This is a genomic window from Stenotrophomonas hibiscicola ATCC 19867 (assembly GCF_000382065.1).
GTDB classification, from domain to species: domain Bacteria; phylum Pseudomonadota; class Gammaproteobacteria; order Xanthomonadales; family Xanthomonadaceae; genus Stenotrophomonas; species Stenotrophomonas hibiscicola.
In genome coordinates, this window is sequence record NZ_KB907499.1 from 255,620 (window position 1) to 282,085 (window position 26,466).

Annotated in this window: 26 protein-coding genes; 20 read left to right on the forward strand and 6 right to left on the reverse strand. The window is 66.6% G+C overall.

What is annotated here, in order from left to right:
* Nucleotides 1-34: 34 nt before the first annotated feature.
* The 8 genes from G370_RS0106045 (at nucleotide 35) to G370_RS0106080 (ending at nucleotide 7,365) form a co-directional block, all read left to right on the forward strand.
* Nucleotides 35-1,174 (forward strand): SPFH domain-containing protein, encoded by a 1,140-nt coding sequence (locus G370_RS0106045; protein ID WP_005409782.1) that lies wholly within the window; start codon nucleotides 35-37, stop codon nucleotides 1,172-1,174.
* Nucleotides 1,175-1,194: 20 nt separating this feature from the next.
* Complete coding sequence (locus G370_RS0106050) at nucleotides 1,195-2,547, forward strand: membrane protein (protein ID WP_019659785.1); 1,353 nt, start codon at nucleotides 1,195-1,197, stop codon at nucleotides 2,545-2,547.
* On the forward strand, nucleotides 2,544-2,801 hold the full coding sequence (locus tag G370_RS0106055) for a hypothetical protein (RefSeq protein ID WP_019659786.1): 258 nt from the start codon (nucleotides 2,544-2,546) through the stop codon (nucleotides 2,799-2,801). Before G370_RS0106050 ends, G370_RS0106055 begins: the two co-directional genes overlap by 4 nt.
* A 209-nt stretch (nucleotides 2,802-3,010) precedes the next feature.
* Nucleotides 3,011-3,595 carry an AprI/Inh family metalloprotease inhibitor gene (locus tag G370_RS0106060; RefSeq protein WP_019659787.1) on the forward strand — a complete coding sequence of 195 codons (585 nt, stop codon included), beginning with the start codon at nucleotides 3,011-3,013 and terminating at the stop codon, nucleotides 3,593-3,595.
* Nucleotides 3,596-3,664: 69 nt separating this feature from the next.
* Nucleotides 3,665-4,624, forward strand: coding sequence for a cation diffusion facilitator family transporter (locus G370_RS0106065; RefSeq protein ID WP_019659788.1), 960 nt, complete (start codon nucleotides 3,665-3,667; stop codon nucleotides 4,622-4,624).
* Nucleotides 4,625-4,696: 72 nt separating this feature from the next.
* Nucleotides 4,697-5,332 carry a DNA-3-methyladenine glycosylase gene (locus tag G370_RS0106070; protein WP_026346997.1) on the forward strand — a complete coding sequence of 212 codons (636 nt, stop codon included), beginning with the start codon at nucleotides 4,697-4,699 and terminating at the stop codon, nucleotides 5,330-5,332.
* Nucleotides 5,332-5,526, forward strand: a complete 195-nt coding sequence (locus G370_RS0106075; protein ID WP_019659790.1) for a hypothetical protein — start codon at nucleotides 5,332-5,334, stop codon at nucleotides 5,524-5,526. Before G370_RS0106070 ends, G370_RS0106075 begins: the two co-directional genes overlap by 1 nt.
* Before the next feature lie 120 nt (nucleotides 5,527-5,646).
* Complete coding sequence (locus G370_RS0106080) at nucleotides 5,647-7,365, forward strand: sensor domain-containing diguanylate cyclase (RefSeq protein ID WP_019659791.1); 1,719 nt, start codon at nucleotides 5,647-5,649, stop codon at nucleotides 7,363-7,365.
* Here the strand turns inward: G370_RS0106080 and xth are convergent, their stop codons facing one another.
* The gene (gene xth, locus G370_RS0106085; protein WP_019659792.1) at nucleotides 7,366-8,157 is read right to left on the reverse strand and encodes an exodeoxyribonuclease III; all 792 of its coding nucleotides are present in this window, start codon (nucleotides 8,155-8,157) and stop codon (nucleotides 7,366-7,368) included. It lies immediately after the preceding gene.
* Between the two features lie 160 nt (nucleotides 8,158-8,317).
* Here xth and G370_RS0106090 point away from each other — a divergent pair, with 160 nt between their 5' ends.
* On the forward strand, nucleotides 8,318-9,904 hold the full coding sequence (locus G370_RS0106090) for an alpha-amylase family glycosyl hydrolase (protein WP_019659793.1): 1,587 nt from the start codon (nucleotides 8,318-8,320) through the stop codon (nucleotides 9,902-9,904).
* On the opposite strand, the gene G370_RS0106095 is transcribed toward G370_RS0106090, so the two are convergent.
* Nucleotides 9,874-10,860 carry a TIGR03885 family FMN-dependent LLM class oxidoreductase gene (locus G370_RS0106095; RefSeq protein WP_019659794.1) on the reverse strand — a complete coding sequence of 329 codons (987 nt, stop codon included), beginning with the start codon at nucleotides 10,858-10,860 and terminating at the stop codon, nucleotides 9,874-9,876. The genes G370_RS0106090 and G370_RS0106095 overlap by 31 nt on opposite strands.
* 59 nt (nucleotides 10,861-10,919) lie before the next feature.
* On the opposite strand from G370_RS0106095, the gene G370_RS0106100 reads away from it, so the two are divergent.
* From G370_RS0106100 to G370_RS0106110, 3 genes are all read left to right on the forward strand, one after another.
* A complete protein-coding gene (locus tag G370_RS0106100) occupies nucleotides 10,920-11,303 on the forward strand; it encodes a sensory rhodopsin transducer (protein WP_026346998.1) in 384 nt (127 codons plus the stop codon).
* Nucleotides 11,304-11,403: 100 nt separating this feature from the next.
* On the forward strand, nucleotides 11,404-12,270 hold the full coding sequence (locus tag G370_RS0106105) for a glucose 1-dehydrogenase (protein WP_019659796.1): 867 nt from the start codon (nucleotides 11,404-11,406) through the stop codon (nucleotides 12,268-12,270).
* Nucleotides 12,271-12,276: 6 nt separating this feature from the next.
* Nucleotides 12,277-12,870: a mechanosensitive ion channel domain-containing protein gene (locus G370_RS0106110; RefSeq protein WP_019659797.1), complete on the forward strand. Its 594-nt coding sequence runs from the start codon at nucleotides 12,277-12,279 to the stop codon at nucleotides 12,868-12,870.
* A gap of 4 nt (nucleotides 12,871-12,874) precedes the next feature.
* On the opposite strand, the gene G370_RS0106115 is transcribed toward G370_RS0106110, so the two are convergent.
* Both G370_RS0106115 and G370_RS0106120 read right to left on the reverse strand, forming a co-directional pair.
* Nucleotides 12,875-13,987 carry a DNA glycosylase AlkZ-like family protein gene (locus G370_RS0106115; RefSeq protein ID WP_019659798.1) on the reverse strand — a complete coding sequence of 371 codons (1,113 nt, stop codon included), beginning with the start codon at nucleotides 13,985-13,987 and terminating at the stop codon, nucleotides 12,875-12,877.
* Between the two features lie 12 nt (nucleotides 13,988-13,999).
* Nucleotides 14,000-14,602, reverse strand: coding sequence for a TetR/AcrR family transcriptional regulator (locus tag G370_RS0106120; RefSeq protein ID WP_019659799.1), 603 nt, complete (start codon nucleotides 14,600-14,602; stop codon nucleotides 14,000-14,002).
* 241 nt (nucleotides 14,603-14,843) lie between these two features.
* Between G370_RS0106120 and G370_RS0106125 the strand changes: the two genes are divergently transcribed.
* A complete protein-coding gene (locus G370_RS0106125) occupies nucleotides 14,844-17,042 on the forward strand; it encodes a TonB-dependent receptor (protein WP_019659800.1) in 2,199 nt (732 codons plus the stop codon).
* 131 nt (nucleotides 17,043-17,173) lie between these two features.
* Here the strand turns inward: G370_RS0106125 and G370_RS0106130 are convergent, their stop codons facing one another.
* Together G370_RS0106130 and G370_RS0106135 are read right to left on the reverse strand one after the other, a co-directional pair.
* Complete coding sequence (locus G370_RS0106130; protein ID WP_019659801.1) at nucleotides 17,174-17,530, reverse strand: hypothetical protein; 357 nt, start codon at nucleotides 17,528-17,530, stop codon at nucleotides 17,174-17,176.
* A 458-nt stretch (nucleotides 17,531-17,988) separates the two neighbouring features.
* Complete coding sequence (locus G370_RS0106135) at nucleotides 17,989-18,654, reverse strand: TraX family protein (protein WP_019659802.1); 666 nt, start codon at nucleotides 18,652-18,654, stop codon at nucleotides 17,989-17,991.
* 114 nt (nucleotides 18,655-18,768) lie between these two features.
* Here G370_RS0106135 and pip point away from each other — a divergent pair, with 114 nt between their 5' ends.
* From pip to G370_RS0106170, 7 genes are all read left to right on the forward strand, one after another.
* Nucleotides 18,769-19,716, forward strand: coding sequence for a prolyl aminopeptidase (gene pip, locus G370_RS0106140; RefSeq protein ID WP_019659803.1), 948 nt, complete (start codon nucleotides 18,769-18,771; stop codon nucleotides 19,714-19,716).
* Nucleotides 19,717-20,129: 413 nt separating this feature from the next.
* Nucleotides 20,130-20,429 (forward strand): hypothetical protein, encoded by a 300-nt coding sequence (locus G370_RS0106145; RefSeq protein WP_005413574.1) that lies wholly within the window; start codon nucleotides 20,130-20,132, stop codon nucleotides 20,427-20,429.
* A 63-nt stretch (nucleotides 20,430-20,492) separates the two neighbouring features.
* Nucleotides 20,493-23,252 (forward strand): magnesium-translocating P-type ATPase, encoded by a 2,760-nt coding sequence (mgtA, locus tag G370_RS0106150; RefSeq protein WP_019659804.1) that lies wholly within the window; start codon nucleotides 20,493-20,495, stop codon nucleotides 23,250-23,252.
* A gap of 30 nt (nucleotides 23,253-23,282) precedes the next feature.
* Nucleotides 23,283-24,020, forward strand: coding sequence for an MgtC/SapB family protein (locus tag G370_RS0106155; RefSeq protein ID WP_019659805.1), 738 nt, complete (start codon nucleotides 23,283-23,285; stop codon nucleotides 24,018-24,020).
* Between the two features lie 235 nt (nucleotides 24,021-24,255).
* Nucleotides 24,256-25,311, forward strand: a complete 1,056-nt coding sequence (locus G370_RS0106160) for a sensor histidine kinase (protein WP_019659806.1) — start codon at nucleotides 24,256-24,258, stop codon at nucleotides 25,309-25,311.
* Complete coding sequence (locus G370_RS0106165; RefSeq protein ID WP_019659807.1) at nucleotides 25,304-25,945, forward strand: response regulator transcription factor; 642 nt, start codon at nucleotides 25,304-25,306, stop codon at nucleotides 25,943-25,945. The genes G370_RS0106160 and G370_RS0106165 overlap by 8 nt, the downstream gene beginning before the upstream one ends.
* Nucleotides 25,942-26,457, forward strand: a complete 516-nt coding sequence (locus G370_RS0106170; protein WP_019659808.1) for a DUF1697 domain-containing protein — start codon at nucleotides 25,942-25,944, stop codon at nucleotides 26,455-26,457. The genes G370_RS0106165 and G370_RS0106170 overlap by 4 nt, the downstream gene beginning before the upstream one ends.
* Nucleotides 26,458-26,466: the final 9 nt, after the last annotated feature.

Consider the following 26,466-nt stretch of genomic DNA (forward strand, 5'->3'; position numbering starts at 1 on the left):
ATGGTGCCTGCCCTCGAATCACAGGGAGTTGGACATGGGTCTGGTACAGGCGGTGAAGGGGGCGGTTGGCGGTGTGCTGGCCGACCAGTGGAAGGACTTCTACACCGTGCCGGCGGGCCTGCCGTCCACGGCCGCCCTGTTCGCGGCGGTGCCGCAGGGCACCAATGCCGGCCGCGGCTCCAACACCAGTGGCTCGTCCAACATCATCACCAACGGCTCGAAAATCATCGTGCCCGAAGGTTACGGCCTGCTGCTGTTCCAGGACGGTGCGATCACCGCATTCGTCGCCGAACCGGGTGGCTACGAATGGCGTTCGGACGATCTGAACTCGCAGTCGATCTTCGCCGGCGACGGCCTGGTCAGCACCTTCATCAAGCAGAGCTGGGAACGCTTCAAGTTCGGCGGCCAGCCGGGCGCGCAGCAGGCGGCCTACTTCGTCTCGCTGAAGGAATTGCCGGACAACCGCTTCGGCACCCAGTCGGAAATCTACTGGGACGACGGATTCCTCAATACCCAGGTCGGTGCGATCACCCGCGGCTCGTACACGCTGAAGATCGTCGACCCGATCCTGTTCGTGAAGAACTTCGTGCCGGCCAGCTACCTGCGGCCGGGCCAGGTGTTCGACTTCACCGATCTGGACAACGCCGCTGCCAGCCAACTGTTCAATGAAGTGGTCGGTTCGCTGGCGCCGGCCTTCAGCCTGTATACCAACGATCCGGGCAAGGGCAACCGCATCACCAAGCTGCAGCAGGACTCGCTGGGCTTCGCGCAGAGCCTGTCGGCCGCCGTCGAACAGGGTTACCAATGGAAGTCCGACCGCGGCCTGGCCATCGTCAAGACCGCCATCGTCTCGATCGAGTACGACGCCAACACCCGCGAACTGCTGAAGACCGTGCAGCGCGCCGATGCGCTGTCCGGTTCGCGCGGCAATTCCAACCTGCAGGCCAGCGTTGCCCAGGGCATCCAATCGGCCGGCGAAAACGGCGGCGCGGCAGGTCTGGTCGGTGTCGGTATGGCATCTGGCATGTTCGGTGTCGGCGGCATGCAGCAGCCGGCCACCCCGGCGGCCGACGATCCGGTCGCCAAGCTGAAGAAGGCCAAGGAAATGCTCGATCTGGGCTTGATCACCCAGAGCGATTACGACGCGCTCAAGGCCAAGGCACTGGGCCTGTAACGGCAGGACGTACACCCAACATGTCCGATCCCCGAAACGGCCCACCGCCGCTGCCCGGATCCGCGCCCGCGACGCCGCCACCCTTGCCGGCGGCGTCGTTGGATGGGCCCGGTTCGCCGCAGGACGTCCCTCCCCTGCCCGGCAGCTTCCCGCTGGACACCTCCAAACTGCCGCAGGCCATCCGCGATGAAGTGGAAGCGCCCGATCCTGTGGCCATCGATACCTCGGCCAGCGAGCTGAAGGACGGTCTCAACCGCTGCCCGAAGTGCGGCGCCACCGACATCCGTCCCAAAGCCGGGACCGATATCCTGGTCTGCCTGTACTGCCGTCACGAATGGCATGGCGCGCGGGTCGAGGAAGAATTCGGCCTTGGCGAAGCCATCGACCAGCTGCGCGGTACGGTCATCGCCTCCGGTGCGCGTGACATCGATGCCGACACCTCGGCACTGATGACGTTCAAATGCACCGGGTGCGGCGCAGAAGTCACGGTCAATACCGAGAGTACGATGACGGCGCGCTGCCACTGGTGCCGCCACGTCTTCGGCGTCAACGAGCAGATCGCCAACGGCGCGGTGCCCGATGCGGTGCTGCCCTTCCATATCAAGAAGGACGATGCGGTCGCGCGCATCCACCAGTTCGTCGACAAGCGCCGCATGTTCGCGCTGAAGGCATTCAAGGATCAGTTCACCCCGGAGAACGTGGTGGGCGTGTTCCTGCCCTACATGATCGTCGACAGCAATGTCAGCGCGGCTGTGGCCGGCAAGGGCGAGATCCAGACCCGGCAGTACACCGTGGGCAGCGAGAAAAACAAGCGCACCCTGTATGACGCCGACGTCTACCAGGTCGAACGCCAGGTCGATTTCACCGTGGATGACCTTCCGCTGGAATCCTCGGCCGAGCGCGGGAATCTTGATATCCGCGCCAACACCAACAACATCATCAACACTATCCTGCCATTCGACACCAAGAACGCGGTGAAATGGAACGCTTCGTACCTGGCCGGCTTCACCTCTGAAAAACGCAATCTCGACGTGGAAAAGCTGCGGCCGCGGCTGGAAGACCAGCTTCTGTCGATTGCCCGCGCACAGGTGGAAGGTTCGGTGAGGCGCTACAACCGTGGCGTGCGTTGGGAACAGGAACAGCTGGAGGTGCACGGAACGCGCTGGGTGTCGATGTACCTGCCGGTGTGGTTGTACTCGTATCACCAGCCCGGAAAGAACGGCGGCATGTTGCACTACATCGCGGTGAACGGCCGTACCGGCGAAACCATGGGCAGCGTGCCAGTGCAGCAATGGAAGATGCTGCTGGCGGCACTGGCCACCGGCACCATCATTGAAGCCCTCGCAATTGCCTTCCTGGTAGCATCGACATGAGCGACGACAGTGGACTCTGGCTGTTGGCGGCAGGTCCAGCCGGCGCGACCGCGCTGTACTGGGCGCTGTACCGCTATTACCGCAACACGGACAAATCGCATTCCTTCGAGCACGAGACCGAAATCGAGGCACAGCCCGTGACCGGTTCGGACCAGCAGGTGGGCCGGGTCATCGGCACCGAGGAAAAGCGCATCCGCGGTGACAACGTGTACGAGTACCGGAAACGGGTGGTAAGGGTGAAACCCGACCAGTAGAGCCAAGCCATGCCTGGCTGCGGGAGGTGCCGGCCGCGGGCCGGCATTCCTTCGGCTCTGGGCGTCAAAGGGGAGCCGGCCAGCGGCCGGCACTACCCTTCAGCGGACAGCCCCTGTTCTTGGCTGGCTTGCCTCAGGGCGCGCCCTCACACCGTCTCCCACCCCACCGGTTCGATACTCGCGCGATCCACCCTTCCGAGGATCCTGCGATGGCTGCTCTGCTTGCCCGTAGCTGCCTGTCGGCGCTGTACTTCCTGGCCCTGCCCGCCCTTGCCCAGGACACTTCGTTCGGCTTCGGCGAACAGACCACCCACAGCGACCAGACCACGCAATCCAGCAGCACCCAGACCCAGACCAGTGGTTCGATGACCACGCAGACCACCACCAGTGGCAGCTCCCAGTCCGAGTCGCGCACCGAAAGCAAGGAGATCGACGTGGGCTTCGGTTTCCACGACGACAACGACGACTGGAACCATGACCGCCACCGCGGCGACCGCGATGTGCGCGACAGCGATCTGTTCGGCAGCTGGACGCTGGGCCAGGAGAACGGCAGCACCTGCACCATCGAGCTGAAGAACAGTGAGTGGTTCGGTGGCTACAGCGCCTACGTGCCTGCCGGCTGCCCGGACGGCTTCTTCTCGGCCAACCGCTGGGTACTGTCGGGCAACCAGCTGCTGCTGACCGATACCAGCAATACGGTGTACGGGCGTTTCCGCGCGTCGGGCAGCGGGCGCTGGTCGGGGTTCCGCGAGTCGGATGGAGCCCGGCTTTATCTCAATCCCAGGGGGCGTTGACCGCGACGTGCACGCGATGGGCACGGGCAGACCGCGAAGATCAGCCGTCTACCGTGCCCCGCTGCTGACATGTCCGCTCCCACCGGTTCCCGCCTTGTCATCTATGCCGCGCTCGCGGGCAACCTCGCCATTGCGATCGCCAAGTTCATCGCCGCCGGCATCTCCGGCAGCTCGGCCATGCTCAGCGAAGGCGTGCATTCGCTGGTCGACACCCTCAACGAGGTGCTGCTGCTGTACGGGCTGCGCCGCGCCGGCAAGGCGCCGGACCCGGTACATCCGTTCGGCTATGGCCGCGAACTGTACTTCTGGAGCTTCATCGTCGCCCTGCTGGTGTTCGCTGCCGGCGCCGGCGTTTCGGCCTACGAAGGTATCCAGCACATCCGCCAGCCGGAGCCGGCCACCAACCACGCGTTGAGCTACAGCGTGCTGGGCATCTCCATCCTGTTCGAGGGTGCCTCCTGGTGGGTGGCGCTGCGCGAGTTCCGGCGTACCAAGGGCAAGCTTGGCTACTTCGAAGCCTTCCGCCGCAGCAAGGATCCTTCCACCTTTACCGTGCTGCTGGAGGATAGCGCGGCCCTGCTGGGCCTGGGTTTCGCACTGATCGGGCTCGTGGCCGCACAGATCCTGGACACGCCGGTGCTTGATGGTGTGGCGTCGCTGTGCATCGCGGGCGTGCTTGCCGCCACCGCCTTTCTTCTCGCACGCGAAACCAAGGGACTGCTGGTGGGTGAGCCGGCCCACCCGGCGGTGGCCGAGCGGATCATGGCCGTGGCGGAAACCGATCCAGACCTGCGCCGCGCCAATGGCGTGACCACCATGCAGATGGGCCCGGAACAGGTCGTGGCCATGCTCAGCGCCGAGTTCGAGGATGACCGGCGGACCCCGCAGATCGAAGCCTGCATCACCCGCATCGAAACGGCAGTGAAGCGCGAGTATCCGGAACTGGTGGCACTGTTCATCAAGCCACAGACGCCGGAGGTCTATGCCGCACGGAGAGCCGCACTGGCCGCCGGTCCTGCGCAGCAATGACACTGCGTCTGCGCCCGTTTCACCTGCCTGATGCCACAGTGCCATCACCGTTTGCCCGAGCCTGCCTCTACCGTGCCGGATTGGTTGCCTGCCTCTCTTCAGATCCTCCCGCGCAGCTTCTACCGGCGCCCCCCCGTCGAGGTTGCGCCCGAGCTGCTCAACAAGCTCCTGGTCCGTGACGATGGCCGGGCCGGTCGCATCGTTGAAGTCGAAGCCTACGCGGGCAGTGTCGATCCGGCCGCACACTCCTATCGCGGGCAGACGCCGCGCACGGCCAGCATGTTCGGTGAGGCCGGCCACCTGTATGTCTATTTCACCTACGGGATGCACTGGGGCAGCAACGTTGTCTGCGGCGAAGTGGGTGAAGGCGTGGCGGTGCTGCTGCGGGCCATCGAGCCGCTGGTGGGCCTGGAGCGCATGCGCGAACTGCGTCCCGCCGCGCGCCGCGACCACGATCTGGCCAGCGGGCCCGGCAAGCTCTCGCAGGCCTTCGGGCTGGACCGCAGCTTCGACGGCGCTGATCTGGTGACCGGCAACCACGGCATTGTCATCGTCAGCGACGGCGTGCCGCCGCCGGAGGATCCAGTGGTCGGGCCCCGCATCGGCATCACCCGCGCTGTTGATTTCCCCTGGCGTTGGCACGTCCGTGATCATCGTCACGTATCGATACAGCCACGCCGCGCTCTCTCCCCGGCGAGGAAACGATGATGACCCCGCTCGACAAACCGCTGCGACGCGAACTGGACATCGATGGCCAGCCCTACACCCTCATCGTGGACCCCGAAGGACTGAAGCTGGTTGAAAAGGGGCGCCGCAAGGGCATCACGCTGCGCTGGCAGGACCTGGTGTCCGGTGATGCCGCGCTGGCTACCGCCTTGCAGGCATCGCTCCGGCAACACTGAGCCGGCGCGCGCGCCTCACGCCGGCATCACCCTGCCATGGCGATACATAACGCCGCACGCACTACCGTGATCCAAGACAGCCGCCGCAACCGCCCTCGCCACCCAGCCCTGAAAAGCGCCATGGACGAAGCCGAACGACTGCTTGAAATCGAACGACTGCACCTGTTGGATACGCCCCCGGAGCCGGTGTTCGATGCCATCGTCGCCGCCGCCCGCGCCGCGACCGGCCTGACGATGGGCCTGATCACCGTGGTGGCCGAAGACCGCCAGTGGTTCAAGGCCAACATCGGCCTTGAGGGCGTCAGCGAGACGGCTCGCGAAATTTCCTTCTGCACCCATGCCATACGCCAGGACGAGCTGTTCGAGATACCCGATGCGCGCCAGGATCCACGTTTCTCCACCAATCCGCTGGTGACAGGTGGGCCGCGCATCCGCCACTACGCTGGCATCCCCCTGGGCTCGGCGCACGGCGCACGTATCGGCACGCTGTGCCTGCTCGACCCGATGCCCGGCGTGCTGTCCCCCTCCCAGCGCGAACTGATGGTGCATCTGGCGCGGGTCACCACCCAGGTGCTGGAACAGCGCAGTACCCTGATGGCGCAGGTTGGCCAGGCGAAAGCGCTGCATCGCGAGCTGAAACGCAGCGAAGACTTCCTGGAGCGCACCAACCGCGCGGCGCGGGTGGGCGGCTGGGAGATGGACCTGGTCACCAACGAAGTGCGCTGGACCCGCGAGACCAAGCAGTTGCACGGCGTGCGCAGCAACTTTGAACCGACGCTCGACACCGCGCTGTCGTTCTATCGCGAAGACAGCCGCAACATCATCCGCGCGGCAGTGCAGCGTTGCATCGACGAAGGCACGTCCTGGGAGGTGCAGCTGCCAATGACGACCGCCGACGGGCGCGCGATCTGGACCCGGGTGGTCGGCAGCCGGCAAGAGGTCGACGGCCATCCGCGCCTGGTCGGGGCCATCCAGGACATCACGGACGAGCGAGCCGCGCTCGACGCGCTGGAAGCCAGCGAAACCCGCTACCGGCGACTGTTCCACTATAGCCTGGGCCTGATCTGCACCCACACGCTGGACGGGACATTGACCTCGGTGAATCCGGCGGCGGTGCAGTCGCTGGGCTTCGAGGAAAGCCAGATGATCGGGCGCAGCCTGTGTGACCTGATGCCACCGGAAAAGCGCGAGGACTTCAAGGCCTACCTCGCCCGGATCCAGGCAAACCACACCGACGCTGGCGTGATCGAGCTGATTGCCGCCGATGGTACGCGCCACTACTGGGCGTACCACAACGTGCTCGACAACGAAGCCAGCCCGCCCTACGTGCTGGGGCATGCGCAGGACGTCACCGCGCTGAGGATGCAGGAGCAGCAGCTGCGCGACATGTCCTTCAAGGATCCGCTCACGCAGTGCTACAACCGGCGTTACCTGCACCGGCTGGATGAACTGATTGACGAGCGCTGGGCGTGCGTGATGTTCGATCTGGACCATTTCAAGCACATCAACGACACCCAGGGCCACCGCCGCGGCGATGCCGTGCTGGTCGAGTTCGCCACCTTCCTGCGCTCGCCGCTGGGCAAGGACGAGACCGTGGTACGGCTGGGTGGCGACGAGTTCATGGTGGTGCTGGTCGCGCCCGAAAATGGCCGGTTGAGCGAACTGGAACACTGGTACCAGGACCACGCCGCGCTTTCGCCCAGCGCGTTCTCGATGGGTGCGGCCATCAACACGCCCGGCGAACCCGTGGCCGACACCATCCAGAAGGCGGACAGCCGCCTGTACCGCACCCGCGCGCGGGTACGCCGCGAGCGGCGCGAAGACCCGGCCGCACGCTGATCACGCCCTGACCGTCACCCAGGCTGGCGCGTGGTCGCTGGCCTTTTCCTGCAGTCGTACCCAGCGGTCGACGCCGGCATCCTTCAGTCGCTCCGCCAGTACCGGATTCAACAGCAGATGATCGATGCGCAGCCCACGGTCGCGCTCGGCATGTTGGCGGAAATAGTCCCAGAAGGTGTAGATCGTGGCGTCGCCGTGCACCATTCGCAGCGCATCGGTCCAGCCCTGCGCGAGCAGCCGCTCGAAGGCATCGCGAACCTCGGGCTGGAACAGCGCATCGCGGCGCCAGGCCTTGGGGTCGTAGACGTCGGCTTCGGTGGGAATCACGTTGAAATCACCCAGCAGCAGCGCCGGGTGCGGCAGCCCGACCAGGCTGCGCGCATGCCGGATCAGGCGCGCCATCCAGCGCAGCTTGTAGTCGAACCTGGGCCCGGGCTGCGGGTTGCCGTTGGGCAGGTAGAGAGCGCCCACCACAATGCCATGCGCCGCCGCCTCCAGGTAGCGGCTCTGGGTGTCCTTGGGCTCGCCCGGCAATCGGCGGCGGCTTTCAACCGGCGTGGCCCCCCGTGCAAGAAGCGCCACCCCGTTCCAGCGCGCCTCACCCTGCCAGAGTGCACCGTAGCCGGCCCCTTCCAATGCCGCAGCGGGAAACGCGGCGTCGGTCGCCTTCAGTTCCTGCAGGGCAACCACATCCGGCGATTCCCTGTGCAGCCAGTCCAACAGCTGCGGCAGGCGTGTGCCGATGCCGTTGACGTTGAACGTCGCAATACGAAGCGTTTTGCGGCGGGACATGGCTAGAGGCTCCTCGGCGCATCGAGTGAGCGTTCACTGTGCGCGTCCGGGCATGCAGGGACCGTGGATGCCGCGTCATGATGCGGTGCCGTCCGGTTCACGGACCGCTGCCATGTCGCGCAGCAGGCTGGTCACCCTTGAACGGTGCTGGAGCGGCCCAATGGCGGCGCGTCCGCTGCGCGCGATCTACCAGGTCGACCCCTACCTGTTCCTCGACAGCAATGGGCGCGGCTGGGGCACCCTGGATGGCATCACCGAAAAGCTGGACTACCTGCAGTGGCTCGGTGTCAGCCACCTGTGGCTGCTGCCGTTCTACTGCAACGCCGGCCGTGACGGTGGCTACGATGTCACCGATCACTACCGCATCGATCCACGCCTGGGTGACGAGGCGGCGTTCCAGCGCCTGGTCGATGCTGCCGCCGCACGCGACATCGGCATCATCGTCGAGCTGGTGATGCAGCACACTGCCAGCGCTCACCCGTGGTTCGTCGCCGCGCAGCGCGGCGACCCGGCCTGGCGCCGCTGGTACCTGTGGAGCGACCACGTGCCCGACGATGGCCTGAAGCCGATGTTCCCGCCGATCGAGGCGTCTGCCTGGACCTGGAACGCCGAGGCCGGCGCGTTCAACCGGCATATGTTCTACCGGCACGAGCCAGACCTGGAGCTGGCCCATGCGCCAGTACGCGACGAACTGCTGCGGGTGATGACGTTCTGGATGCAGCGCGGCGTGGCCGGCTTCCGCGTGGACGCGGTGCCGTACATGGTCGAGCGCGCGCGACACGCCGCCCCCCGCGACGACGGGCTGTGGCTGCTGGAGGAAATGCGCGCCACGGCAGACGCACAGCAGCCAGGCCTGCCGCTGATCGGCGAAGCGGACGTCCCCGCGTCGCGCTACGGTGACTTCCTCTGCCAGGGCCGGCGGCTTTCGCACCTGCTGGATTTCCACCTCAACAATCATTTCTTCCTGGCCCTGGCGCGCGGCGACGCCAGCGAAGTGGCCCGGGTCATGGCCGAATACGGACCGCAGGCGCCGCCGCACACCCGCATCGCTTGGCTGTGCAACAACGATGAGCTTGACCTGGAGCAGCTGGAGCCGGACGAGCGCGAAGCGGTGATGGGACGCTTCGCCCCTGAGCGTGGCATGCGCATCTATGGCCGTGGCATCCGCCGCCGGCTGGCACCGATGCTGGAGGGCGACACCGCGTGGCAGGCCATGGCCTGGGCCACACTGCTGTCGCTGGGTCAGGTGCCGGTGATCCGCTATGGCGAAGAGATCGGCCTCGGTGACTGCCTGGAGCTGCCAGAGCGCAATGCCGTGCGCATGCCGATGCACTGGCACGGTGGACCAGCGGCGGGGTTTACCGATCAACCGCGGCATGCCTGGCGCGCACCACCGGCAGACGGCCCGTACGGTTACCGCACGGTGAACGTCGAGGCGCAACGCGCGACGCCAGGTTCACTGCTGCTGCGGGTGCGCGAGCTGCTGCAGCAGCGCAATGCACATCCCGTGCTGCAGCAGGGTCCTCACACGCTCGACCCGCCATCTCCCGCGCTGCTGATGCTCCGCTACGGTGAGGCACCCCATCAGGCACTGGCACTGATCAACTTCGGCGACGAGCCGGTCGAGGTGGACGTGCCCCTGCGCGGTCCGTTGAACACGCTGGTGGGCCACGGCGCCAAGCTGCAGGATCGCCGCTGTTACCTGCAGGGCCATGGCTATACGTGGCTGGCCGCCGAGGGTGCCTGAGTGCGCAGCGCAGGCAGTACGTGCTCGGCGAAATCATCGATGAAGCGTTCCTGCTCGCGGTTCACGTTGTGCAGGTAGATGCGATCGAAGCCCAGTCCCTGCAGCTCCTGCAGCCAGGCCCGATGCTGGCCCAGGTCTGCCGAGACATGCACGTGCTGGCGCAGCACCTCGGCGCTGACCGATCGGGCCTGTGCTTCGAACTGTTCGGGCTGGTCCAGCCCTTCGGCCAGTTCCGGCGGCAGCACGTTGGCGCTCCACTGCTCCATCGCACCTTCCAGCGCCGCCTGTTCGGCGCGCGCGTAGGACAGCTTGGCCTGCAGGTACATCGGCTTGCCCCTGCCACCGCCGTCCTCGAACGCCGCCACCACACGCCGCAACTGCGCCAGTGGCTGGCTGATGGTGATCAGGCCATCGGCCCAGCCCCCCATCCAGCGTGCGGTTTCCTCGGTGACGGCCGCCCCCAGCAGCGGCAGGGGAAGCGCCGGGCGACTGTAGAGCCGTGCCTGGCGCACCCGGAAGCCACCGTCGTGGTCGACCTGCTCGCCGCCCCACAGCCGCCGCATCACCTCGGCCGCATCGCGCAGTGCCTTCTGCCGCTCGCGCTTGGCTGGCCACGGCTGGCCAGTGATGCGCTCGTTCAGGGCCTCGCCGGTACCCAGCGCCAGCCAGATCCGGCCCGGCGCCAACTGCTCCAGCGTCGCCGCTGCCTGTGCCACCAATGCCGGGTGCTGGCGCAGCATCGGGCAGGTCACCATGCCCAGGGTCAATGCGCTCTGCACCGCCAGCGCGCCGGCCCATACCCAGCTGTGGCCGGACTGCCCTTGCGCGGTCGTCCACGGGTGGAAGTGGTCCGAGCACATCAAAGCCTCGAATCCCGCCTGTTCGGCGCGCAGTGCCAGGCCCAGCAAAGTGGCGGGCGGGAACTGCTCATGCGATGCGTGGTAGCCGATGGTCATCACGGATTCCGTGCGGGGACTGGACACGATGGCAACACCCGCCGGGCTAAAACGGCGTCATGGAAACGAACGCTTCCTGCATCGGGCATCGACGCTGGGCTATCGCCGAAGGCTACATTCCAGCCTGGAGCAACGGCCCGTCACCGGAGATGCAGAGTCACGAAACCTGCTGTGTCCTCAATGCCGGCAACGAGGACGCGCATGTCACCCTGACCCTCTACTTCGAAGACCGAGATCCCGTGGGCCCCTACCAGGTCACCGTGCCGGTACGACGCACTTGTCACCTGCGCTTCAATGACCTGCAGGATCCGGCGCCGGTACCGCGCGGCACCGGCTTCGCTACCCTCGTCGAATCCGACCAGCCGATCATCGTGCAGCACACGCGACTGGATTCGCGTCAACCGGCCAACAGCATCATGACCACCATCGCCCATCCGCTGTGAAGTCCTGCGCGCACACATCCACGCCGCAACGACACCGCGCCCTCCGGCCGTTTACCGCCATGGAGGGAGACTGGCCCCGGTTTCCTTCCGGAGAGTGACGATGGCCCTGCCCGACTACCCACGCCCGCCCTTCCCCGCCCAACAGCAATCCTTCCCCGGCAAGACCGCGCAGATGCAGCCCCGGCCGGACCACGGCGAGGACAGCTACCGCGGGCATGGACTGCTGCAGGGCAAGAAGGCACTGATCACTGGCGGTGACAGCGGCATCGGCGCGGCGGTGGCGATCGCGTTCGCGCGCGAAGGCGCCGACGTTGCCATCGCATTCCTCGATGGAGAGCAGGACGACGCCCGCCATGTGCAGCAGCAGATCGAACAGGCCGGGCGCAAGGCCGTGCTGGTGCCCTGTGACATCAGCGACCCGGCGCAGGCGCGCTCGCTGGTCGACCGCGTGGCCAGCGAGCTTGACGGCCTCGACATCCTGGTCAACAACGCGGCCTACCAACGCTACTACGAGCATTTCGACGACATCACCCTGGATGACTGGAAGCGGACGTTCGATACCAACGTGCATGCCGTGTTCAATCTGACCCGGCTGTGCGTGCCACATCTTCGCGGTGGCGGCGCGATCATCAACACGGCGTCGGTCAACTCCAAGCGGCCGACGCCGAACATCCTTCCCTATTCTGCAACCAAGGGTGCCGTCGCCAACCTGACGCTGGGGCTGGCCGGCCTGCTGGCCGAACATCAGATCCGCGTCAATGCCGTGCTACCCGGCCCGATCTGGACGCCGTTCATTCCCGCTGGCATGGCCGCCGAAGAGGTCGAACAGTTCGGCGCGCAGACGCCGTTCGGCCGCCCCGGACAGCCGGCCGAGCTGGCCTCGGCCTATGTGATGCTGGCTTCGGACAGCGCCAGCTATACCTCCGGCGCACTGCTGACCATCTCCGGCGGCGCGGCAACACTGTGACCCCTCATGGCCGGATTGCCCGCCTGGATCCAGGATTGGCTGACCGTGGTTGTGCCGGTGACCGAGGTGCTGGCCATCCTCGGCGTCGCGTGGGTGATGGTGCGCGCCCTGGCGTGGCTGCTGGTGCAGGCCCGGCAGCGCGGCAGGCTGGCTCCAGAGCTTCATGTGGGCCTGCGCCGCGGCGGTGCATTGCTGCTGTATCTGGCGGCCGCGCTGCTGATACTGGAGCGGCTGGGCGTTTCGCGCTCGGTGCTGTGGACCGCGCTGACCGGGTTCATGGCGGTCGGTGCGGTGGCGTTCTTTGCAGCGTGGAGCGTGTTGTCCAACCTGTTCTGTTCATTCCTGATCGTGGCTACGCGCCCGTTCCGCATCAACGACACGATCGAAGTGCTGGAAAGCGTGGACAAGCCGGGCCTGTGCGGCCAGGTGGTGGACATCAACCTGATCTACACCACGCTGAGTGATCGTGGCGAAGGCGCGCGCGGTTGCCTGCTGCGCGTGCCCAACTCGTTGTTCTTCCAGCGCATCACCCGGCACTGGGGTGACGGCGGGTATCCGCAACTGCCCGGCAGCCTGCCAGCGAAGGGCAAAGTCCGCTGAGGCGCTACAGGAATGCGGCCATGCGCTGCAGCTCATCGTCCAATGCGCTGCGAAATACCTTGTCGCGGGCCAGCGACTTGCCGGCATAACCCACGTTCGACACCAGCTCACCCTCGCAGACGCTCAGATTGGCCCAGCCCACCACCTGGTCGTGCCACAACACCGGCAGAGCGTAGTACCCATACTGTCGCTTCGGTGCAGGTGTATACGCCTCGAACTTGTACACCCAACCCCACAGCAGCTCGAAGCGGCGGCGGTCCCACACCACCGGGTCGAACGGCGCCAGCAGGCGCACCTGTTCGTCCGGTGCATGGCGGCGCGAGCGCGGATTCTCGTCCACCGGCCAGTACCAGGTGGTGCCCTCCAGCGTGCAGCTGGCCAGTTGTTGCTTGGCCAACGCCAACGCCTGCCGGGTCTGCTCGGCCAGATGTGGGGCGCCATAGCCCAGCAGGCGCACCAGATAGGTCAGGCTCGCCGAGGGCAGCGGCGCGTACTTGCGCACCACCAGGTCGATCAGGGCGGCGGCCCGTTCAACCTGCGCCTGCTCGCTGGCGTCCGGCTCGGCGTGCTCGGCCACTGCATAGATGCGGGTGCCACTGTCGCGCCGCTGCACCCGCAGCAGGCCACGGTAGTGCATGCCGTCGAGCAGATGCGTGCTTGCGTTGCTGGTGCCGCCCCAGTAATTGGTCACCCGCCCATGCGCGAACGCCTGGTCCACCTCACGCGGGTGCACGCTGCCGCGCTCGCGCACGAAGGCCAGCACGTCGGCGGCGCGGCGTTGGGTCTCGGCGTCCCATTCGCGCTTGGACACGCGCGGGTGCATCAGTGCCAGATGCTCGCGCGGCAGGAAGCCGTAGTTCACCAGGCAATCCTCTTCCACCGGCAGGCGGGTATACCGGCGCTCAAGATCGCCTGCGCGATAGTCCTTCACCCGGTGGCGCAGGGTCAGGTCCTGCGCGCGCGCCGGTGCCCTGATCGGGTCGGCCTGCACGAAGCCCAACCGTCGTATCGCGGTCAGCAGCGTGGTCGGCTTGAACAGGGTGCGCGCCACCGCGTAGCGGCGAAGGTCATCGAGAGTGGGCGTGGCAGGCATGGCCGCATTGTAGAGCCACGCCATGCGTGGATGGGGTCACGGCAATCCGTCCCCGTCGTCCGCATCCAACAACTGCAACGACCCGATCACCAGCGCCCGCATGCCCTGCTTGAACTCGGTGATCACCTGCCCCTCCTCGTCATCCGCAATCGCGTAGATGGTGTCGGCGCCGGCGATGCAGTAGAACGCGATCGTGGCCAGCAGCCAGCGCGCCTTGTCCACCGGCAGGCCGAACACCTCGGCCACGTGCGCCTGGTGCGAGGCGATCTTTTCCAGCATCGGCGCGGTCGCCACCGTGCGCCGCAGCAGGTACGGGGGCAGCCCGGGATGCGCCTTCACCACCTCGCACAGTGACTCCACGAACACCGTCAGGTAGCCCTGCAGGCCACCCGCCGCATCGGCCGAGGCGCGGGGGATCTGCCAGCGCTGGAACACGGCTTCGGCCACCAGCCGCTTCAACGCCTCCAGGTTGGCCACGCGCTTGTACAGCGCCGCCTGGGTCACCGCCAGTTCGGTGGCCACGTTGGCCATGGTCAGGTTGGGCAGGCCCAGACGGATGCCGATGTCGGCCAGGCGCTCCGGGGTGATGGTGGGCGGGCGGCCACGGGTCGGCGCCGTTGGATCGGGGTGCGTGCTCATACCCTGCTGAGGGTGCCAGCAAAAGGACCCTCTTGTCCGCTTCGCTCAATTTAGTTTATTTTACTCAACTAATTCGGAATGCGTCTGGTTCATCACCGGCGCGCCGTTGGCAACCGAGCCCAATGCTCACCTTCCCGCCAGGTTTCCACCCAGCCAACAACCCTGCACCGCGCCCCAATCCCGTGCGAGCCGATGGCCGCGCGCCAGGCGCCGTCGCACCTGCGATCCACAGGAACCTGGCATGCCCGTGTTCAACCTCACTTCCCCGCCGCGTCGTCCCGCACCCCCTGCAGACCCTGTCCTGGGGCATCCGCCGGGCGTGGCCCGGCGCTACCGGGTTTCGGCCCTGGCATTAGCCCTGCTGGCATCGCCAGCAGCGCTGGCCGAAACCGCGCCATCCACCCTGCCCTCGGTTCAGGTGCAGGAGCAGCGCCGCGTCACGGGTGACTATGCCGGCGGCCAGGTCGCGGCTGGCAGCCGCGTCGGCCTGCTCGGCGACAAGGACTTCATGGACACGCCGTTCAGCACGATCAGCTACACCGAATCTTTCATCCGCGACCGCCAGGCCAAGGACCTGACCGACGTCATCGCCGCCACCGACCCTACGGTGTTCAGCAACGGCGTCACCGGTGCGTGGAGCCAGAACTACGCGATCCGAGGCTTTGCCTCCAACACCAGCGACACCACCTTCAATGGCCTCAGCGGCATGGCGCCCTACTACCGCACCTCGCCGGAAATGTTCGAGCGCATCGAAGTGCTGAAGGGCCCCTCCGCGCTGCTCAACGGCATGCCGCCGGGTGGTTCGGTCTGTGGCAGCGTCAACTTGGTCCCCAAGCGCGCAAGCGAGCAACCGCTGCTGCGGGTCAGTGCCAATTTCGCCTCCGATGCGCAGTTCGGTACCCATGTGGATATGGGTCGCCGCCTCGGTGCCGACAAGCAGTTCGGCATCCGCTTCAACGGTGCCTACCGTGATGGTGACGGCGCCGTCAGCAAGCAGCGCAAGAAGGTACAGCTCGGTTCGCTGGCACTGGACTGGCGCGGCGAACGTGCGCGGCTGTCGGCCGATCTGTACAGCGCCGATGACCGTGTTGACGGCCCGGCACGTGGCGTCGGCCTGGCACCGGGCGTCGCCATTCCGCGGCCGCCGCGTGGCGATACGCTGATCAACCCGGACTGGGCCTACGTGGACAGCCAGGACAAGGGCGCGATGCTGCGCGGCGAGCTGGACATCAACGATAGCCTGATGGCCTATCTGGCCTACGGCACCAGCAAGACCGACTACCGCTACAACGGTTCGATCAGCGCGCAGATCCTCAATCCGGCTGGCGACTTCACCACGGTGATCGGCCAGCTCGCCTTCAATATCAAGAAGCAATCCGCAGATGCTGGTCTGCGTGGCAGTTCCCGCACCGGCGCTGTCGGCCACCAGTGGGCCGCCAACGTGACCCACTACCAGCACACCCAGAACGACTACGGCCGGCGAAGCGTACCCGGCTGGGACTGGACCACCAATCTGTACAACCCGGCATGGGGCCCGGCCGCGCCGTTCGTGGCACCGCACATCTCGCATACCGAACTGCGGCTGGACAGCCTCGGCGTCGCCGACACGCTGGCCTTCGCCGATGATCGCGTGCAGTTGACGCTGGGTATACGCCGTCAGCAGGTGGTCAGCGAAACCTTCAACGTGGCCAGCGGCGCACGCACCTCACGCTACGACGAGAGCGCCACCACCCCGGCTGCGGCGCTGCTGCTGAAGGCCACCGACACGATCTCCCTCTACACCAACTACATCGAAGGCCTCAGCCAGGGCGCCACCGCGCCGATGACCGCTGCCAATGCCGGTGATGTGTTCGCACCGTTCCGCACCAAGCAGAAGGAGCTGGGCCTGAAGCTGGACCTGGGCCGCTTCGCGCACACCTTCAGCGTGTACGAGATCAAGCGACCGAGCAGCTACACCGACCCGGTCACGAATATCTTCTCGTTTGGCGGCGAGCAACGTAATCGCGGCGTGGAATGGGGCTTCTTCGGTGCACCGATGGACGGCGTGCGCCTGCTCGGTGGCGTGGCCTATGTGCAGCCGAAGCTGACCCGCACGGCCGGTGGCGTGAATGAAGGACGCATCGCCACCGCGGTGGCGCAGCGGCAGGCCAAGCTCGGTGTGGAATGGGATGTGCCGACCTTGCAGGGCCTGACCTTGACCGGCAATGCCACGGCGATGTCCAAGCAGTACATCAGTGCCGACAACCGCCTGTCGGTGCCGGGGCGCACCCTGTTCGACGTGGGCGCGCGCTACAGCACCGCACTGGCCGGGCGACCCCTTGCGCTGCGGGCCACGGTGAACAACGTGACCAACAAGGCGTATTGGGGCATGCCGTTGTTGTCGAGCCTGGCGCTGGGTGCGCCGAGGACGGTGCTGCTGTCGGCAACCATGGATTTCTAAGCTGGCGTGGAACCCCTGTAGAGCCGAGCCATGCTCGGCTCCGTTTCGTCCGCTGAGCCGAGCATAGCCTCGGCTCTACAAGTCGTCAGGCAATCCGCGAACGGCATCCACGCATGGCGTGGATCTACGTGTCATTCCGGATGCAGGCGATAGATGGCGTGGCTGGTCAACGCCAATGCCGCCAGCTTCAGCCCTTCCATTACGCGATCACCCACGTACTGTTCCGGGCCGCCATTCTGGCGGGCGCGTTCGGCCGCCAGCAGGATCTCCTGCACCACACGCAGCCCGGCCAGCGCACCGTCGGCGTCGGCCAACGCCAGGCACCGGCCCGGCAGCTGGTGGCGCTCGGGCCAAGGCTGGCCGTCAGAAGCCGCGCCCAGCCCGATGCTGTGCAGGAGGGCCGTCAGGTTGTTGCGATCGGGCGGGATGTCGTGCCCCTCATCGGCATTGGCCGGGGCGCGCTGATGGGGGAACTCCGATGCGTTCATGGCAGGTCTCTGTGCAAGGCATGCGGGACCACCGCCCTTAACAAAGGCGGCGGACGGTACGTGTGTGGAAACCGGTAGCTAAGCGTCATTACCCGGTGGGTTCGCTTGCGCGCACCCCACGTACCGCCCGCCATAGAACGCGACCGGAATGCCAGCCGGCGCCGCGCAAGGCGACGCCGGCTGGCAAGCGTAAACAACGCATAGCTAAACGGGTTTCCACACCCGGCCACCCTTTTTCGGTGGCAATCCATCATGTGCACAGCGGGGTGGCAGGCGCCAACAACCCAAGTGCAAAGACAGCAACGTTCACGCAGTGGCAGCATTGTCGCATATCGACAATCGCGCCGAAAATTCAATAACTTGCACCATGCCGATGGCGGCATGCTTCACCCGCATCGGCACCGCGCATTCCTTGACCGCATCCGGCATTCAGGACATGCCACATGCCAGTTCCGACATTACGCAAGCAGATGGGCAACCAATGCCAGCACCGCCAGATGCCCAACGTAGTACCCATAGAACGCCCAACGCCAGCGCGGCAGTTGCCTCGGCACCCGCGTCGCCAGCACGACCATAGGAACAGCCAGCATTGCCCAGCCGTTGTGGTTGGCCCAGCACACCGCTGCAAGCCCAACCAGCAACAGCCACCACGCTCGATGCCGGAACGCGATCCAGGCCAGCAACACGCTGCCGACACCGGCCCACTGGTAATCCACGAACATCGGCAGCACGCCGGCGGCCAGCAACAGCTGCACCGGCCGATTGTTCGCAAGCGCATGCACGGCCACCGCCGCCAAGGTGAAGGTGAGCAGGATGTTGAGCGGCAGCCAGGAACCGAACGCGAAGGCGTGCAACGGCTGCGCGATCAGTCCCCATAGCGCGAGCCGGCGGATCGATTTGCGCAGGTCGGCGCCCGGCTGGGCCAGGTTGCAGGCCATCACCAGCGCGAACAGCGGGAAGGCGATACGCCCCAGTTCGCTGACCACCGGCACGTAGCCCCCGAGCACCACCTTGGCCACGTGGTCGCCGGTCATGGCCAGCAGCGCGATCCACTTCAACAGCTCGCGCGCGCCGCTGCCGAGGCTGAGGTTGAACGTGGACGTCCCGGTCGTGGTCGCTTGCATCGCGGAAGCTTATGCGCATCGGCCAGCGCATTTCCAGCGCCGCGCAGGAGCCCGCCACTGCAAGCCGTAGATGGCGGCGCTATGCTGGCCGCCCCTGCTTGTGAGACACCTGCCATGCGCACCCTGTATCCGGCCATCGAGCCCTACCGCGAATTCACCCTGCCGGTGAGCGATCTGCACACGCTGCATATCGAAGAGTGCGGCACGCCGGAGGGCATTCCGGTGGTGTACCTGCACGGTGGCCCGGGCGCCGGTATCTCGCCGACCCATCGCCGCTTCTTCGACCCGGCGCGCTACCGCATCGTGCTGATCGACCAGCGTGGCAGCGGCCGCTCCACGCCGTTTGGCGAACTGCGCGACAACACCACGCAGGACCTGGTGGCCGACATCGAGAAGGTGCGCGAGCACCTCGGCATCGAGCGTTGGTTGGTCTACGGCGGCTCCTGGGGTTCGACGCTGTCGCTGGCCTATGCACAGGCACATCCCGAGCGCGCCACGGGCCTGATCGTGCGTGGTGTGTTCCTCGGTCGTGAGATCGAGAACCGCTGGTTCGCCGAGGCCGATGGCGGTGCGCGCTGGATCTTCCCGGAGCGCTGGGACCGCTATGAGGCTTATATCCCGGAAGCCGAGCGTGGCGACATGATCGCGGCCTACTGGACGCGCATGGATGGCCCGGATCAGTCAACCCGCATCGAAGCCGCGCAGGCCTGGTTGGGCTGGGAAGACAACGCCGCCACCCTGCAGCACGACGTGGATGCGCAATCCACCGATGATCCGCTGGATACGCTGGCCAAGGCTCGTATTGAAGCGCACTACTTCCGCAACGGCATCTTCCTGGAGCCCGACCAGCTGCTGCGCAACATCAATCGCATCCGCCATCTGCCCTGCGTGATCGTACAGGGGCGCTACGACATCATCTGCCCGCCGCGCAGCGCCTGGGATCTGGCCAAGGCGTGGCCGGAAGCCCGGCTGGAGATGGTGACCTCCGGCCACAGCGCGAACGAGCCGGCCACGGTGGATGCGTTGGTTCGGGCGACGGATGCGTTTGCCGACCGCGTCTGAGCAGATGGGTAGTGTCAGCCGCTGGCCGGCTTCCTGCCGTTCGAGGGTAGCGTCGACTGTGAGTCGACTGCTGTTGGCGACACTGCTTCGAAGCCCGCGCTGCGCGCGATAGTCGACTAACTCTACGGGGCCGGGTATCAGGTACCAGTCACGCCACCGGCTATACCAAGGTATAGCCGGGCTAACCCACGGGCCTCTAGGCCTGCCCCATTCAGGGGCGGACAATAGCGCCACTGGCCAGGGCAACCCTGGCTGGCACCCTCCCCTCATGGAGACGCAGATGGACCCCGACCCTGCTGGGCGCACCGCGCCCCGGATGACCGCTTGTTGCCTGTTCCTGGCGCCTGCCCGCCGGTCCCTGCCTGCCTGAGTGACGGGGGACCGCCAGGCGCCGCCTGCCTGGAGATCGCCCCATGTCCTACAAGATCCTCTACATCACCCTGCGCCGCCTGATTGGCGAACGCGATGTTGCCGCCCTGCGCAGCCAGCTGCTGCAGCACGGCCCGGTCATGTTCGCCCGTTCGCTGTCACTCGGTTCGCCACGCGTGGTGGCCGACGCGCTGTCGCTGCTGCCGATCAGCGAGCGCATCACCGTGCTGCGCCACCTGCCCTATCCCCTGCGCGATGCAATGAAGCCGCTGTGCATCGGCGGCAGCCAGCGCCTGCACATGCAGCCGTGGTCGCCGGCAGTGCTGGCGATGCGCCACGCCTGATCTGCCGCACCCATTCCGTTCGTGTTCCGGCTGCGGCCGGCTCTGACATTCGAGGAGCGTCCCATGAGCCTGCTCAACGCCTGGTTCAACGCCTTCCTGCGCAGCCGTCGCGCAGGCAACCTGTTCCGCCGTCGTGCGATGCCCGAGGCCGGGTTTGGCCCGGGCAGCGCCGAAGCGGCGCCGTTCGCGCTCACCACCGGCCTGGTCACGCTCGCCCAGCAGGACGAAGCCGAGCTGCTGGCCACGCTGGGCTCGCATGCCGATGGCCTCAGTCCGCATGAGGCCGAGGAGCGACTGGCCACGCTCGGCCCCAATGAGGTGGATCACGAGAAGCCGCTGCCGTGGTGGCGCCACCTGTGGCAGTGCTACCGCAATCCGTTCAACCTGCTGCTGACCGTGCTGGCGGCGGTGTCCTGGCTGACCGAGGACATCAAGGCGACGATCGTCATCGGTGCGATGGTGCTGCTGTCCACGCTGATCCGCTTCGTGCAGGAGGGTCGTTCGAACCGCGCCGCCGAGCGGCTGAAGGCACTGGTCGGCAACACTGCGCGCGTGCTGCGCCGCAATCCCGGTACCGAGGCTGCGGATGTGGCAGACCAGTACTTCGGCGCGCGCCTGCACAGCCGTCGCCCTGCACGCCTGCTGGACCTGCCGATCCGTGAACTGGTGCCCGGCGACCACGTCGTGCTGTCGGCAGGCGACATGATTCCGGCCGATTGCCGCGTGCTGAACGCCAAGGACCTGTTCGTGGCGCAGGCGGCGATGACCGGCGAGTCGCTGCCGGTGGAGAAATTCGCGCACCCGGGCGATGGCCTGGCCGGCCTGCTGGAACAGCACAACCTGCTGTTCATGGGTACCAACGTGGTGTCCGGTACGGCCACCGCCATTGTGCTGGCCACCGGTAACCGCACCTACTTCGGCACCCTGGCCCAGCGCAGCACCGCCACCGACCGTGCGCCCACCGCGTTCCAAGCCGGCGTCAACAGTGTCAGCTGGCTGCTGATCCGCTTCGCGCTGGTGATGGTGCCGTTCGTGCTGCTGATCAACGGCTGGACCAAGGGCGACTGGACCGAGGCGTTCCTGTTCGCGCTGTCGGTGGCGGTGGGCTTGACGCCGGAAATGCTGCCGATGATCGTCACCTCCACCCTGGCCAAGGGTGCGGTGCTACTGTCGCGGCGCAAGGTGATCGTCAAGCGCCTGGATGCCATCCAGAACTTCGGCGCGATGGACGTGCTTTGCACCGACAAGACCGGCACTCTCACCCAGGACAGGATCGCGCTGGAGCGCCACACTGATGTGTTCGGCCACGATTCGGAAGACGTACTGAAGTTCGCTTACCTCAACAGCCACTTCCAGACCGGGCTGATCAACCTGCTGGACCGCGCGGTGCTGGAGCACGTGGAGCTGCAGAGTTCGCTGCGGCTGTCGCAGGACTACCACAAGGTGGATGAGATCCCGTTCGACTTCGAGCGCCGCCGCATGTCGGTGGTGGTCTCCGAGCGCGAGGACCACCACGAGCTGATCTGCAAGGGGGCGGTAGAAGAGATGCTGGCAGTCTGCATCACCGTGCGTGAAAACGGCCAGGACATGCCGCTGGACGAGCGTCGCCTGGCGCGGGTGCGGCAGACCACCGAGGAACTGAACGAACAGGGCCTGCGCGTGGTGGCGGTGGCGATGAAGGAGACCGCCGCAAGCCAGACCACCTATTCGCAGGCCGACGAATGTGGCCTGACCCTGTTCGGCTACGTCGGCTTCCTGGACCCGCCGAAGGAATCGGCAGCGCAGGCGCTGCAGGCGCTGGCCGCGCATGGCGTGGAGGTCAAGGTGTTCACCGGCGACAACGAACTGGTGACCGCCCGTGTCTGCGCACAGGTGGGGCTGGACGCGGACACCATACTGACCGGCCCGCAGATCGAGCGCATGGATGATGGCGCGCTGTCGCGGGCGCTGCACCACCATCGCGTGTTTGCCCGGCTGACGCCGCTGCACAAGGAGCGGCTGGTACGCGAGCTGCGTGCGCAGGGCAAGGTGGTCGGCTTCCTCGGCGACGGCATCAACGATGCACCGGCGCTGCGCGCGGCCGACATCGGCATCAGCGTGGACAGCGCGGTGGACATCGCCAAGGAGGCGGCCGACATCATCCTGCTGGAAAAGAACCTGATGGTTCTGGAGGAAGGTGTCATCCAGGGCCGGCGCACGTTCAACAACATGCTGAAGTACATCCGCATGACCGCCAGCTCCAACTTCGGCAACGTGTTCTCGGTGCTGGTAGCCTCGGCCTTCCTGCCGTTCCTGCCGATGCTGCCGCTGCAGCTGCTGGTGCAGAACCTGCTGTACGACATCTCGCAGATCGCCATTCCGTTCGACAACGTGGACGAGGAACTGGTGCGCAAGCCGCTGAAGTGGAACCCGGCGGACATCGGCCGCTTCATGGTGTTCTTCGGGCCGATCAGCTCGATCTTCGACCTGACCTGCTTCGCGCTGATGTGGTACGTGTTCGATGCGCGCACCGCCGGCGACCAGAGCCTGTTCCAGTCCGGCTGGTTCGTGGTCGGCCTGCTGACCCAGACCCTGATCGTGCACATGATCCGTACGCCGAAGGTGCCGTTCCTGCAGAGCATCGCCGCGCCGCCACTGCTGCTGATGACCGGCCTGATCATGGCCATTGGCGTGGCCCTGCCGATGAGCCCGCTGGCCGGCTACTTCAAGCTGCAGGCGCTGCCGGCCGGCTACTGGCCGTTCCTGGTGGCGATCCTGTTCGGCTATGCGGTGCTGACCACCGCGCTGAAGAAGTTCTACATCCGCCGGTACGGCTGGCAGTAAACGCCCGCCGCTTGTCCAGGGAGAAACACAATGGACATCAATCCGAACCTGCCGGCGTTCAACGCCGGCGCAACCCTGAGTTCGCTGATCAGCCTGTCGGTGGCGTTCGTGCTGGGCACGGCCATCGGCCTGGAACGGCAACTGCGCCAACGCACCGCCGGCCTGCGTACCAACACGCTGGTGGCGGTGGGAGCGGCGGTGTTCGTCGATCTGGCCGTGCGCTTCCATGACCTGTACGGTGGTTCACCCTCGCCGCTGCATGTGGTGGCCTATGTGATCTCCGGCGTCGGCTTCCTCGGCGCCGGCGCGATCATGAAGGACGGCGCCCAGGTGTCCGGCCTGAACACCGCCGCCACCCTGTGGGGCTCGGCGGCGGTGGGTGCGTGTGCCGGTATCAAGCTGCTGCCCGAAGCGGTGCTGGCGGCAGTGTTCGTGCTGGCCGCCAACACCCTGCTGCGGCCGGTGGTGAACCGCATCCAGCGGCAGCCGCTGCCGGAAGCGTTCAGCGAGGCGACCTATGCGATCAACGTGGTCTGCCAGCGCGAGCAGCAGGCCGAGGTACTGGACCGGTTGTTGCTGCTGCTTGAGCAGGCGCAGTACCCGGTGCGCGCGGTGGACCAGCGGCCATTCGGCGAGCGTGACGTGGAGATCGAAGCGGTGCTGTATGCCACCACGGTGGATGCCGGTGAGCTCGATGCCGTGCTGGCCACGCTGGCGACCACGCCCGGCGTACTGCAGGGCTTCTGGAACGCCAGCCTTGAGGAGTAGTGCCGGCCGCCGGCCGGCAACCCCATGATCCCCGGACGCACCGTGCATCGCTTTGGTGGGTGCCGACCGTTGGTCGGCACAAACCCTCATCGCCCCCGCCATTCAATTGCTGTGCCGACCAACGGTCGGCACCTACCAGGAGTCGGCACCCACCGCACGAGAGCACGCCGACCAAGGTCGGCATCCAACGGTGATGGCTTTGCTATCCTTTTCCCCCACACCAGGGAGCTCCCCGATGCCATCGCTGTCGCCCCGCCGCCCGCTGGTGCTGCTGGCCCTGATCGTCGTGATGGCGGCGATCTTCCTGATCGACACCGTCACCGATTATGCGGTTGCCGCGGCCTGCTTCTATGCAGCGGTCATCCTTGCGGCGTCGCGCGTGCTGGGCGCGCGCGGGCTGATCACCCTGGCCATCGCCTGCATCGCGCTGACGGGGTTGAGCTTCTTCCTGACCCGCTTCGGCACCTACCGCATCGGCCTGGTCAACTCGGTGATCGGCATGCTGGTGATCGGCATCACCACCTATCTCGCTCTGAACATGGAAGCGGCCAAGGCCGCAGTGCAGGAAGCGCAGGGCCGCCTGCTGCGGGTGGCACGCGCGTCCACCGTAGGCGAGCTCACCACCTCCATCGCCCATGAAGTCAACCAGCCACTGGCCGCAATCGCCAGCAGCGCCGAAGCCTGCCAACGCTGGCTGGCGCAGGACCCGCCGAACGTGGACAAGGCCCGGCAGACCGTGGCCCGCATCCTCGCCGACGCGCACCGCGCCGGTGACGTGATCGCCCGCATCCGCGGCCTGACCCAGGGCGCGGCACCGGAACGACGCGCCTTCGACCTGAACCAGGCGGTGGAGGAAATGCTGGCGCTGTCGCGCAGCGAACTGAACCGGCATGGCGTGGCCGTAGCCCTGCTGCTGGACCCCGACCTGCCACAGGTACACGCCGACCGCGTGCAGGTGCAGCAGGTGATCGGCAACCTGATCCTCAATGCAGTGGATGCAATGGAAGCCATACCCGCAGGCGACCGGCGTCTGTCGCTGCTGACCCGGCGCGACGGCCAGCGTGTCAGCCTCAGCGTACGCGACCGTGGCGTCGGCCTGCCCGCCGACCATCCCGAACGCGTCTTCGATGCGTTCTGGACCACCAAGTCACACGGGCTGGGCCTGGGCCTCAGCCTGAGCCGTTCGATGATCGAAGCCAACGACGGCCAGATCCGCGCCGAACGGCCGGCAGGCGGCGGTGCCTGCTTCGTGTTCGACCTGCCCATCGTCACGGATGCCCAACATGCGTAGGCCCGCTACCCCTGCCGTCGATCCGGCACCCATCGTGTATGTGGTCGACGACGATCCGTCGGTGCGCGCGGCGCTGGAAGACCTGCTGGCATCGATGGGCTTGCGGGTGCACGCCTTTGCATCCACCCAGGCGTTCCTTGAACACGACCTGGTAGACGCACCGGCCTGCCTGGTGCTGGACGTGCGCATGCCCGGCCAGAGCGGCCTGGAATTCCATCGCACGATGAGCAGCCAGGGCCTGCAGCTGCCGGTGGTGTTCATCACCGGCCACGGCGACATCGCGATGGGCGTCAACGCGATCAAGGACGGCGCCATCGAATTCCTGACCAAGCCCTTCCGTGACCAGGAACTGCTCGATGCCATCCACAGGGGCATCGAGATCGACCGCCAGCGCCGCCGCGACGGCGACGTGCTGGGCGCCCTGCAGCAGCGCTGGGATTCATTGAGCGCGGGCGAGCGCGAGGTGGTCGATGGCGTGGTGCGCGGCCGCCTCAACAAGCAGATCGCCGCTGACCTCGGGGTCAGCGAGATCACGGTCAAGGTGCGTCGTGCGCAGGTGATGCGCAAGATGGGCGCGCGCACCCTGGTTGACCTGGTACGCATGTACGACCGCCTGCAGGCGGGGACGCCATGAACGCCTACGTCGCCTTGCTGCGCGCGGTCAACGTCGGCGGCACCGGCAAGCTGCCGATGCGCGAACTGGTGGCGATGTGCGAGGACGCAGGCTTCGCCGATGTCCGCACCTACATCGCCAGCGGCAACGTGGTGTTCCGCAGCTCGCTCGACGAGGCGGGCGTGCGCCAGGCCCTCGGCGAGCGGCTCAAGGTCTATGCTGGCAAGCCGGTGGGCGTGCTGGTGCGCTCGGCCAGCGAGATCGCCGGCGTGGTGGCGCGCAATCCATTTCCGCAGGCGGCCGGCAACCGTGTGGTCGCCCTGTTCCTCGACGGCAGCCTGCCCGCCGATCCGCTCGACGGCGTGACCGGCCTGCGCGACGAACAGCTCGCACTCGGCACGCGCGAGATCTTCATCCATTACGGAGACGGCATGGCCGGCTCGCGCCTGCGGATGCCCTATGCCCAGCAAGGCACTGCCCGCAACATGAACACGGTGGGCAAGCTTGCCGCGATGGCCGCCGCGCTGGCCTAGCCTGCCAGC

Bases quoted from the DNA above. Each gene is read 5' to 3' on its own strand.
- G370_RS0106045 (WP_005409782.1), top strand. From the start codon at position 35: ATGGGTCTGGTACAGGCGGTGAAGGGGGCGGTTGGCGGTGTGCTGGCC.
- G370_RS0106050 (WP_019659785.1), top strand. From the start codon at position 1,195: ATGTCCGATCCCCGAAACGGCCCACCGCCGCTGCCCGGATCCGCGCCC.
- G370_RS0106055 (WP_019659786.1), top strand. From the start codon at position 2,544: ATGAGCGACGACAGTGGACTCTGGCTGTTGGCGGCAGGTCCAGCCGGC.
- G370_RS0106060 (WP_019659787.1), top strand. From the start codon at position 3,011: ATGGCTGCTCTGCTTGCCCGTAGCTGCCTGTCGGCGCTGTACTTCCTG.
- G370_RS0106065 (WP_019659788.1), top strand. From the start codon at position 3,665: ATGTCCGCTCCCACCGGTTCCCGCCTTGTCATCTATGCCGCGCTCGCG.
- G370_RS0106075 (WP_019659790.1), top strand. From the start codon at position 5,332: ATGACCCCGCTCGACAAACCGCTGCGACGCGAACTGGACATCGATGGC.
- G370_RS0106080 (WP_019659791.1), top strand. From the start codon at position 5,647: ATGGACGAAGCCGAACGACTGCTTGAAATCGAACGACTGCACCTGTTG.
- xth (WP_019659792.1), bottom strand. From the start codon at position 8,157: ATGTCCCGCCGCAAAACGCTTCGTATTGCGACGTTCAACGTCAACGGC.
- G370_RS0106090 (WP_019659793.1), top strand. From the start codon at position 8,318: ATGGCGGCGCGTCCGCTGCGCGCGATCTACCAGGTCGACCCCTACCTG.
- G370_RS0106095 (WP_019659794.1), bottom strand. From the start codon at position 10,860: ATGACCATCGGCTACCACGCATCGCATGAGCAGTTCCCGCCCGCCACT.
- G370_RS0106100 (WP_026346998.1), top strand. From the start codon at position 10,920: ATGGAAACGAACGCTTCCTGCATCGGGCATCGACGCTGGGCTATCGCC.
- G370_RS0106105 (WP_019659796.1), top strand. From the start codon at position 11,404: ATGGCCCTGCCCGACTACCCACGCCCGCCCTTCCCCGCCCAACAGCAA.
- G370_RS0106110 (WP_019659797.1), top strand. From the start codon at position 12,277: ATGGCCGGATTGCCCGCCTGGATCCAGGATTGGCTGACCGTGGTTGTG.
- G370_RS0106115 (WP_019659798.1), bottom strand. From the start codon at position 13,987: ATGGCGTGGCTCTACAATGCGGCCATGCCTGCCACGCCCACTCTCGAT.
- G370_RS0106120 (WP_019659799.1), bottom strand. From the start codon at position 14,602: ATGAGCACGCACCCCGATCCAACGGCGCCGACCCGTGGCCGCCCGCCC.
- G370_RS0106125 (WP_019659800.1), top strand. From the start codon at position 14,844: ATGCCCGTGTTCAACCTCACTTCCCCGCCGCGTCGTCCCGCACCCCCT.
- G370_RS0106130 (WP_019659801.1), bottom strand. From the start codon at position 17,530: ATGAACGCATCGGAGTTCCCCCATCAGCGCGCCCCGGCCAATGCCGAT.
- G370_RS0106135 (WP_019659802.1), bottom strand. From the start codon at position 18,654: ATGCAAGCGACCACGACCGGGACGTCCACGTTCAACCTCAGCCTCGGC.
- pip (WP_019659803.1), top strand. From the start codon at position 18,769: ATGCGCACCCTGTATCCGGCCATCGAGCCCTACCGCGAATTCACCCTG.
- G370_RS0106145 (WP_005413574.1), top strand. From the start codon at position 20,130: ATGTCCTACAAGATCCTCTACATCACCCTGCGCCGCCTGATTGGCGAA.
- mgtA (WP_019659804.1), top strand. From the start codon at position 20,493: ATGAGCCTGCTCAACGCCTGGTTCAACGCCTTCCTGCGCAGCCGTCGC.
- G370_RS0106155 (WP_019659805.1), top strand. From the start codon at position 23,283: ATGGACATCAATCCGAACCTGCCGGCGTTCAACGCCGGCGCAACCCTG.
- G370_RS0106160 (WP_019659806.1), top strand. From the start codon at position 24,256: ATGCCATCGCTGTCGCCCCGCCGCCCGCTGGTGCTGCTGGCCCTGATC.
- G370_RS0106165 (WP_019659807.1), top strand. From the start codon at position 25,304: ATGCGTAGGCCCGCTACCCCTGCCGTCGATCCGGCACCCATCGTGTAT.
- G370_RS0106170 (WP_019659808.1), top strand. From the start codon at position 25,942: ATGAACGCCTACGTCGCCTTGCTGCGCGCGGTCAACGTCGGCGGCACC.